The sequence below is a fragment of the Methylibium sp. genome, from assembly GCF_013817365.1.
Classification (GTDB): domain Bacteria; phylum Pseudomonadota; class Gammaproteobacteria; order Burkholderiales; family Burkholderiaceae_C; genus Methylibium.
Genome location: NZ_JACDCU010000433.1, coordinates 1 through 3,318, shown reverse-complemented (window position 1 = coordinate 3,318; position 3,318 = coordinate 1). Strand labels below are relative to the sequence as shown.

Genomic DNA, 3,318 nt, shown 5'->3' with positions numbered 1-3,318 from the left:
GAGCATCATCGCCACGTCCAACTTCCATCCGCAAGCGCTCTATCCGAACGGCCTGCACCGCGAACGTATCCTGCCCGCGATCGCGCTGCTCGAGGAGCGGCTCCAGGTGATCAGCGTCGATGCCGGCATCGACTACCGGCAGCGCACGCTCGCCACGGTCGCGCTGCACCACACGCCTCTCGGGCCCGATGCCGATGCTGCGATGGCGCAGACCTTCGAGCGCCTGGCGGAGGCACGCGACGAAAGTCCGCTGTTGCGCATCGAGCAGCGTGAAATCCACGCCCTGCGGCGTGCCGGCGGTGTGGTGTGGTTCGACTTCAAGGAACTTTGCGGCGGCCCGCGCTCGCAGAACGACTACCTTGAGCTGGCCACCCAGTTCCACACGGTGCTGCTTTCCAACGTGCCGGCGATGGCGCCGCGCCACGCCTCCGAGGCCCGGCGCTTCACATGGCTGGTTGACGTGCTCTATGACCGTCGCGTGAAGCTCGTGTTGGCCGCCGCCGTGCCGCCGGATCAGCTCTACACCGAGGGGCCGCTCTCACACGAGTTCCCGCGCACCGTGTCGAGGTTGCAGGAAATGCAATCGGCCGAATTCCTGGCCCTGGCACGGCGCGATGTCGACACAGGGTTGACATGAGCCGCACCGCCTTTCACCTGCGGAACGTGTCTTGCCGATCAACGCGACGCTCTGTGTAGCGCCGCATCAGCAGGACTCAGTCGACGGCTTCCATGCGCACCAGCGCGAGCGACAGGTTGTCGCCGCCGCCGCGCGCGCGATGGCGTGCCTTGCCGATGAGCATCTCGCCGGCCTCTCGCGGGGGCAGCGCGTGCACGATGGCGCCCAGCTCGCGCGGAGTGAAGTAGTGCCAGAGGCCATCGCTGCACATCAGCAAGCTGTCGCCCGGTTCGAGCCTATCGATGTGGTGCAGGCTCACCGGCGGGTCGCTGTGCGTGCCCAGGCACCCGGTGAGCAGGTTGGACTGCGGGTGCGTGTTGGCTTCGTCTTCGGAGATCTGGCCTTCGTCGACCAGGCGCTGCACGAAGGAATGGTCCTTGGTGCGAGTCAGCATTTCCGGTCCGCGGAAGTGATAGACGCGTGAGTCGCCGGCATGGATCACATCGCAGGCGCGAGACGGGCCGATGAGCAGCGCGGCCACGGTGCTGTGCGGCTCTTCCTCGGCCGTCATGGCGGTGAGCTTGATCATGAGGTGCGACTCCAGCACCAGTTGTTTGAGCGCCTCGGCCGGGTCGTCGCGGCTCGGCGTGTAGCGCTCGAAAAGTTGCGCTGCGGTGAGCAGCACCTGGTCGGCCGCCTTGCGACCGCCGCTTTTGCCGCCCATGCCGTCGGCAACGACGGCCAGCAAGCAACCGGGTACGCGCGCATGCGCCATCACGCTGACCTGATCTTGCTGGTAAGCGCGGTCTCCGCGGTGCAGGCCGGTGGCGGCGGCGAGTCGATAACCGGGAGTCGCGGGGGTCATATTCGAAAACTATAAACGCGTTGCTCGGTGCTCGATTGGCGGAAAATCACGCCGAAGGCACCCGATGAACGACAACCTGCACTCGCCGCAACGCCGGCTGATCGAACTGCGCATCGAGCATGCCGACCTCGACAGCCTGATCGATCTGATGCCGCTCGATCTGCCGCGTGACGATCTCGCGCTGCGACGCTTGAAGAAGCGGCGCCTTTGCCTGCGCGACACGATCGCCACGCTGGAAGCGCGACTGAGTCCGCCCGAGCCGGCATGAGGCTCCGTGGCGGTGTGCAGCTGCGCTGCGAGCTGCAAGCCCGGCTCACGGCCGGGGCCGACTCCGCAGCGGGAGAAACCAGCCACCATCCTGACAAGGCACGCCCATGAGCGCGAGCCAGTTGCAAGAGGCGGTCACGGCGGTCTTCGCGGCCGGTGGTGCGCTCTCACGCGCGGAAACGCAGTACCGCGAACGCGGTGCTCAGCTCGAGTTGGCCCTCGCTGTGGCCGATGCGATCGACCAGCGCAGCGTGCTGGCGGCCGAGGCCGGCACCGGCGTCGGCAAGACCTTCGCCTATCTGGTGCCCGTGCTGCTGTCGGGCGCACGCGGGCTCATCAGCACGGCCACCAAGAGCTTGCAGGACCAGCTTTTCCTCCGTGATCTACCCCGCTTGCGCGAGGCCTTGAGCCTGCCGGTGACGGTCGCCTTGCTCAAGGGCCGCGCCAGCTACCTGTGCCTGCAGCGGCTCGGGCAGGCCCGCCAGTCGGCTCAGCTCACCGACCGTTTCGCACTGCGCAGCCTGGCACGCATCGAGGAGTGGGCTCAGCGCACGGCGAGCGGCGACCTGGCCGAGCTCGACGGTCTGGACGAACGCTCGCCCGTGATCCCGCTGGTCAGCTCGACGCGAGAGAACTGCCTCGGCGGCGACTGTCCGCAGTACCGCGCCTGCCACGTGATGAAGGCGCGGCGCGAAGCGATGGCCGCCGACCTCGTTGTCGTCAACCATCACCTGTTCTTTGCCGATCTGGCTTTGCGCGACACCGGCATGGCCGAGCTGCTGCCGTCAGTCGATGTGGCCGTCTTCGACGAAGCGCATCAACTCGCCGAGGCAGGCATCGCTTTCCTCGGCGACACCCTCGGCACTGCGCAGCTTTTTGATTTCGCGCGCGACCTGCTCGCCGTGGGGCTGGCGCAAGCACGCGGGCTGCAGGACTGGCAGGCACTCGCCCAAGCGTGCGAGCACGCCGCGCGCGAGCTGCGACTCGTGGCCGCGGGGCCGCTGCAGGGTGGCGGCGCCCGAGGCAGCCTCAAGCTGCGCTGGGACGAGCGCGCGGGCCGCGAGGACTTTCAGCAGGCGCTCGCGGCCTTGGGCGTCGCATGCGGCCAAGCCGCGGGTGCGCTGGACGCCCTGGCCGACATCTCGCCTGACTTCAGCAAGCTGACCGAGCGCGCGCGGACCCTGGAGAGCCGGGCACAGCGTTTCAGCGCGGCGGCCGAGCCCGGTCGCGTGCGCTGGATCGATCTGATGGCCCAGTCGTTGCGGCTGGTCGAGTCGCCGCTCGACGTGCGGGACGCGATGCGCGAGCGGATCGCCGCGGCGCCCAAGGCGTGGATCTTCACTTCAGCCACGCTCGGGGCGGACGAACGCCTGCGCTGGTTCACCGAACAGACCGGCCTGGACGACGCGCGCACCCTGCGCGTGGACAGCCCTTTCGACTATCCCTTGAATGCCCGGCTCTACGTGCCGGCGCGCTTCCCCAAGCCCGTCGATCCTGGCCACGCACCGGCGGTCGCCCGCCTGGCGGCGGCCTGCGCGCGTGCGGCCGGCGGGCGCACCTTCGTGCTCAC

The 3,318-nt window shown here is 68.5% G+C and carries 4 protein-coding genes; 3 read left to right on the top strand and 1 reads right to left on the bottom strand.

Features of this window, described 5'->3' with window-relative positions; genetic code table 11:
* A partial coding sequence (zapE, locus tag H0W38_RS19185; RefSeq protein WP_292457163.1) for a cell division protein ZapE occupies positions 1-637 on the top strand: 637 nt, incomplete at its 5' end.
* Between the two features lie 76 nt (positions 638-713).
* Here zapE and H0W38_RS19180 read toward each other — a convergent pair.
* On the bottom strand, positions 714-1,481 hold the full coding sequence (locus tag H0W38_RS19180; RefSeq protein WP_292457161.1) for a protein phosphatase 2C domain-containing protein: 768 nt from the start codon (positions 1,479-1,481) through the stop codon (positions 714-716).
* Positions 1,482-1,545: 64 nt separating this feature from the next.
* Here H0W38_RS19180 and H0W38_RS19175 point away from each other — a divergent pair, with 64 nt between their 5' ends.
* Entirely contained in the window at positions 1,546-1,749 is a 204-nt protein-coding gene (locus H0W38_RS19175) for a YdcH family protein (RefSeq protein ID WP_292445617.1), read from the top strand.
* 106 nt (positions 1,750-1,855) lie between these two features.
* Positions 1,856-3,318 (top strand): ATP-dependent DNA helicase (locus H0W38_RS19170; RefSeq protein ID WP_292457158.1); only part of this gene is annotated, 1,463 nt, incomplete at its 3' end.